The sequence below is a fragment of the Phenylobacterium sp. genome (assembly GCF_031412415.1).
GTDB lineage: Bacteria > Pseudomonadota > Alphaproteobacteria > Caulobacterales > Caulobacteraceae > Phenylobacterium.
The window spans coordinates 1-5,032 of record NZ_JANOCX010000433.1 but is presented as its reverse complement, the minus strand read 5'-3'; the positions used below and the strand labels follow the sequence as shown (position 1 = coordinate 5,032).

Sequence of the window (5,032 nt, the reverse complement as noted above, 5' to 3'; positions counted from 1 at the left end):
CCGCCCATCGAAAAGCTCTTGTCGCCGCCGGCGTGGTGCACCAGCCAGGCGTCGGAGATCGCTTGCAGCTCCGGCATGATGGCCCAAACCTCCTGGGGCGGCACGACCTCAAAGGTCGCGCCCGCCTCGCAGGCCTGGCGCCAGGCACGACGCAGATTGCCCCGCTTGGTGCCTTCGATGCTGAAGCTGTCGAGGGCGACGGCGGCCGCCTCCCCCACCTTGGAAATGGAAAAACCCAGCTCGACGATGTCGGGAAGATACTCCGCGTCCAAGCCATAGAAGCCCGGCCTGGCGGCATGGGCGTCGGCCAGTTCGCGGAAGCGCCAGAAGAGCTCCGCACGCTCGTCGCGGCGTCCCACCGGGGCGCCAAGAGAAATCCAGGAACGCCCCCGCGCGCCGAACATCAGGAAGCTTTCGCCGCTGGCCGAGAAGATGAATCGCTTGTCGCCCAGGAGGGCCAGGTTCGAGCCGGGCTCGGCGTCCTCGGCCTTGGCCAGGATGGCGCGCACCCGGGCCAGTTCCGGATCGGACTCACCCACCACCTTCGGAGTGGCCGCCGAGGCGATCAGCCGCCAGACGCCAAAGGCGAACAGCAGGATCGCCGCGCCGGCCCAGGCGCGGCCTGCGCGCGCCGCGTCGGCGTCCGCCATCACCTTCCAGAACGGCATGTCGCCATAGTCGGCATGCTGGAACGACCAGAGCCCCAGCAGGCCGGCGCCGGCCACCACGGCGAAGGCCGAGAACAACCAGCCTGGGGTGACTTCCATGCTGGAAAGCCGTGCTTTTCGCGGAAACGCGCCGTGCAATGGGACCAGGACGACGGCCATCAGGGCGAGGGCTGAAGCCTCCTCCCAGGCGAAGGCCTTGAGCAAGGCCAGCGGCGCGGCGATCAGCAGGGCGGCCACCGCCGCGGCCCAAGCCGCATCCAGGCGAGATCTCAGTCCGAAGGCCAGGAGAACTAGAACCAAGCCGACGATGCTGGACAGGAAGTGGCTGACCTCGATCAGCACCACGGGAGTCACTTCATAAAGCGCGATGAACCGATCGGGGATGGAAGGCGTCGCCCCGGAGGCCAGCAGCATGATCCCCGCGGCAAGACTCAGCACCGCCGCCACATTCGGAGCCGCAGCGAAGGCCGTCGGCCTCAGTTCCTGCCAAATTCGCATAAGCCCGCCGCAGATCGCCTCAGTCTCGTGATCCTATAACGCGATTTGTTCGAGACGCAGCCGCGGCCTATTAAACAGCTGTTTCGACTCCCTTGCCCCCGGCGACCCCGACGCTAAGGTGGCGCGGAAAATCCAGGGAGGATCCCATGGCCGACTTCGGCGCCGGCGAACTCGACGCGTTCCGCGCCGAAGTGCGCGAATGGTTAGAAGCCAACTACCCGGCCGAGCTGCGCGATCCCGCGGCGCAGACCGATCCCGAAGCCGTCTGGGGCGGCCGCGCCTTCGAGGGCTCCTCAGACCCCCAAAGCGTCTGGATGCGGCGCGCCGCCGCTCAGGGCTGGACCGCGCCAGGCTGGCCCAAGGACTACGGCGGCGGCGGTCTCACCCCCGCTCAGGCCCGGGTGCTGGATCAGGAGATGTCGGCGGGCCGCTATCGTCCGCCGCTGGCGTCCTTCGGAGTCTGGATGCTGGGCCCTGTCTTGCTGGAGTACGCGACCGAAGCTCAGAAGCGCGAACACCTGCCTAAGATCATCAACGGCAATTTCCGCTGGTGCCAAGGTTATTCCGAGCCTGGAGCAGGTTCCGACCTCGCGTCCCTTGCAACGCGATGCGAAGACAAGGGCGATCATTGGCTAATTAATGGCCAGAAGGTGTGGACATCTTACGCCAACAAGGCGGATTGGTGCTTCTGCTTGGTGCGTACTGACACGACCAAAAAGCATGAGGGCATTTCTTTCGTCCTGATCGACATGACGACGCCGGGCGTCGAGACGCGGCCAATCAAGTTGATCTCCGGCGAGAGCCCATTCTGCGAGACCTTCTTCACCGACGTGAAGATCCCCAAGGACAACTTGATCGGCAAGGTCAACGGCGGCTGGGAGATCGCCAAGCGGCTGCTGCAATACGAACGCCAGAACATCTCCGGCGGCTTCGGCGGCGGCGGCGGGGCGGGCGGCGCGGCCGGCGACCTGGGCCAGATCGCCAAGACCTATGTCGGCGCCGACGACCACGGCCGAGTGGACGACCAGGATCTGCGGATGCGGATCACCAAGAACAAGATGGACTTCCAGACCCTCTACATGACGATCCAGCGCACCGCGGCCGAGGCCCGGGCCTCCAACGGTCCGTCGGCGGCGACCTCGATCATCAAGTACGCCGCGGCGTCCCTGGCGCAGGAACGCTCCGAGCTGATGGTCGAATCCATGGGGTCTCGGGGCCTGGGCTGGGAGGGCGAGGGGTTCAGCCCCGCCGAGCTCATCGCCACCCACGGCTGGCTGCGATCGAAGGGCAACTCCATCGAGGGCGGCACGTCGGAGGTGAACATCAACGTTGTGTCGAAGCGGGTTTTGGGCCTGCCCGATCCGAAGTAGAGTTTAGACCGGCGTTCTATTTCGAGCGGCGGCGACCTGATTGAACGACCTATTTTTGAAGGCGAATTTGCATGGCTGATTTCGGCGGCGACGACACGCAGGCCTTCCGCGCGGAGGCAAAGGCGTGGCTGGAGGCCAACTTCCCTGCCGAGCTGAAGGCAGACCCTGCCGCGCAGCTGGCGGCCGCCCAGGGCGGCAAGGAAGGGCCCGCGGCCAAGCAGTGGCGTGAAGCTATGGGCTCCCGAGGTTGGGGCACCCCGACCTGGCCGGCCCAGTATGGCGGCGGGGGCCTCTCCCGCGCCGAGGCCCGTGTCCTGGCCGAGGAGATGGCCAAGCTCGGCGCGCGCAACCCCATCGGCGGCATGGGCGTGATGATGTTCGGTCCCACCCTGATCGAGTACGGGACCGAGGAGCTGAAGCGCCAGCACCTACCCGGGATCATCAGCGGCTCGGTCCGGTGGTGCCAGGGTTACTCCGAACCCGGAGCCGGGTCTGACCTCGCAGGCCTTCAGACCCGCGCCGACGACAAGGGCGACCACTACCTGGTCTCGGGATCGAAAATCTGGACGAGCGGCGCCAATCTCGCTGACTGGTGCTTCTGTCTGGTGAAGACCGACACCAGCAAGAAGCATGAGGGCATCTCGTTCCTGCTGATCGATATGAAATCGCCGGGGGTCGAGGTTCGGCCGATCAAGTTGATCAACGGGACCTCGCCGTTCTGCGAGACCTTCTTCACCGAGGTGAAGGTGCCGAAGGACCAGCTGTTCGGACCGCTGAACGGCGGCTGGACCGTGGCCAAGCGGCTGCTGCAGTTCGAGCGTGACAATATCTCAGCGGGCCTGGGCGGCGGGTCGATCGGGGCGCCGGTGGCGGCGCTCACCGTGCTGCACGCGGCGAAGGACTATGTGGGCGTCGACGAGGCGGGGCGGCTGGCCGATCCCGACCTGCGCCGGCGGGTCACCGAACACCTGATGGAGGCCCGGGCCTTCCAGATGACCGTGCGTCGGGCCGCCGACGAGGCGAAGGCGGGCAACGGGCCTTCGGCCGCCACCTCGATCATGAAGTACGCCGGCGCCAAGATCGCCATGGACCGCAACGAGCTGATCGTCGAAGCCATTGGCTCCAACGGCCTGGGCTGGGAGGGCCAGGGCTTCGACGGGCCGGAGCTGGCGGCGGTGCGGACCTGGCTGCGCTCGAAGGGCAATTCCATCGAGGGCGGCACCTCGGAAATCAATCTCAACGTCGTGGCCAAGCGGGTCCTGGCCCTGCCCGATCCGAAGACCACGGGAGCCCTCCCCGCGGCCTAGGGTTCGTGCTATAGTGACTACTAAGATAATGAATATTAGGGAGAATTTTCATGGCTGATTTTGGCGGCTCCGATTTGGAAGCCTTCCGCGCCGACGCGCGCACCTGGCTCGAAGACAATTTCCCCAAGTCCCTGCGCGGCGACGCCGAGGCGCTCCAGGCCCTGGCCATGAGCCCGGCCGAGGCGACCGGCGACTGGGCGGTCTGGAAGGAACGGATGGGCGCGCGCGGATGGGGCACACCCACCTGGCCGGCGGCCTATGGCGGTGGCGGCCTCAGCCCCGCCGAGGCCCGCGTGCTGCAGCAGGAAATGGCCACCATCGGCGCGGTCAATCCGATCGGCGGCATGGGCGTGGGCATGTTCGGCCCGACCCTGCTGGAATACGGCACCGAAGAGCAGAAGAAGAAGTGGATCCCCGACATCGTCACCGGCAAGGTCCGCTGGTGCCAGGGCTTCTCCGAGCCGGGCGCCGGCTCCGACCTTGCAAGTCTTCAGACGCGCGCTGAAGATAAAGGCGACCACTTCCTGGTGAACGGATCAAAGATCTGGACGAGCGGCGCCCAGTACGCCGACATGATCTTCTGCCTCGTTCGCACTGACAATACCAAGAAGCACGAAGGCATTTCTTTCGTCGTCTTCAGCATGCATCAGCCTGGTGTCGAAATTCGGCCCATTCTGCTCATCGCCGGCAACTCGCCCTTCTGCGAAACCTTCATCACCGACGTGAAGGTGCCCAAGGAAAACCTGATCGGCCCGCTGAACGGCGGCTGGAGCGTGGCCAAGCGCCTGCTGCAGCATGAGCGCTCGGGCATGAACGGCTCGCGCGGCGCCTCGGCGGTCAAGCCGCTGGCGCTGGGCGTGGTGGCCAAGAAGTATGTGGGCGCCGATGACCAGGGCCGGCTGGCGGACTCAGACCTGCGCACCCGCATCGTCATGAACGAGATCGACCAGAAGGCGCTGCAGCAGACGGTCCGCCGCGCGGCGCTGGAGGCCAAGGGTAATTCGGGTCCCTCGGCCGCCACCTCGATCATGAAGAACGCCAATATGAAGGTCGCCCAGGACCGGGCCGAACTGACCCTGGAGTTCATGGGCCATCAGGGCCTGGGCTGGACCGGCGACGGCTTTACCGAAGAGGAACGGAGCGCGGTGCGCACCTGGCTGTCGGGCAAGGCCGGCTCGATCTACGGCGG

At 66.1% G+C, this 5,032-nt stretch carries 4 protein-coding genes; 3 read left to right on the top strand and 1 reads right to left on the bottom strand.

Annotation, left to right across the window (positions count from 1 at the left end):
• The coding region (locus RMO04_RS20000) for a phosphatidylglycerol lysyltransferase domain-containing protein (RefSeq protein WP_309646527.1) at positions 1 to 1,106 on the bottom strand (1,106 nt) is incomplete at its 3' end.
• Between the two features lie 206 nt (positions 1,107 to 1,312).
• Here RMO04_RS20000 and RMO04_RS19995 point away from each other — a divergent pair.
• The 3 genes from RMO04_RS19995 to RMO04_RS19985 all read left to right on the top strand — a co-directional run.
• Entirely contained in the window at positions 1,313 to 2,536 is a 1,224-nt protein-coding gene (locus RMO04_RS19995) for an acyl-CoA dehydrogenase family protein (RefSeq protein WP_309646526.1), read from the top strand.
• A 71-nt stretch (positions 2,537 to 2,607) separates the two neighbouring features.
• Positions 2,608 to 3,843 (top strand): acyl-CoA dehydrogenase family protein, encoded by a 1,236-nt coding sequence (locus RMO04_RS19990; RefSeq protein WP_309646525.1) that lies wholly within the window; start codon positions 2,608 to 2,610, stop codon positions 3,841 to 3,843.
• A gap of 50 nt (positions 3,844 to 3,893) precedes the next feature.
• Positions 3,894 to 5,032, top strand: a 1,139-nt coding sequence (locus RMO04_RS19985) for an acyl-CoA dehydrogenase family protein (protein ID WP_309646524.1), incomplete at its 3' end; no start/stop codon positions are given.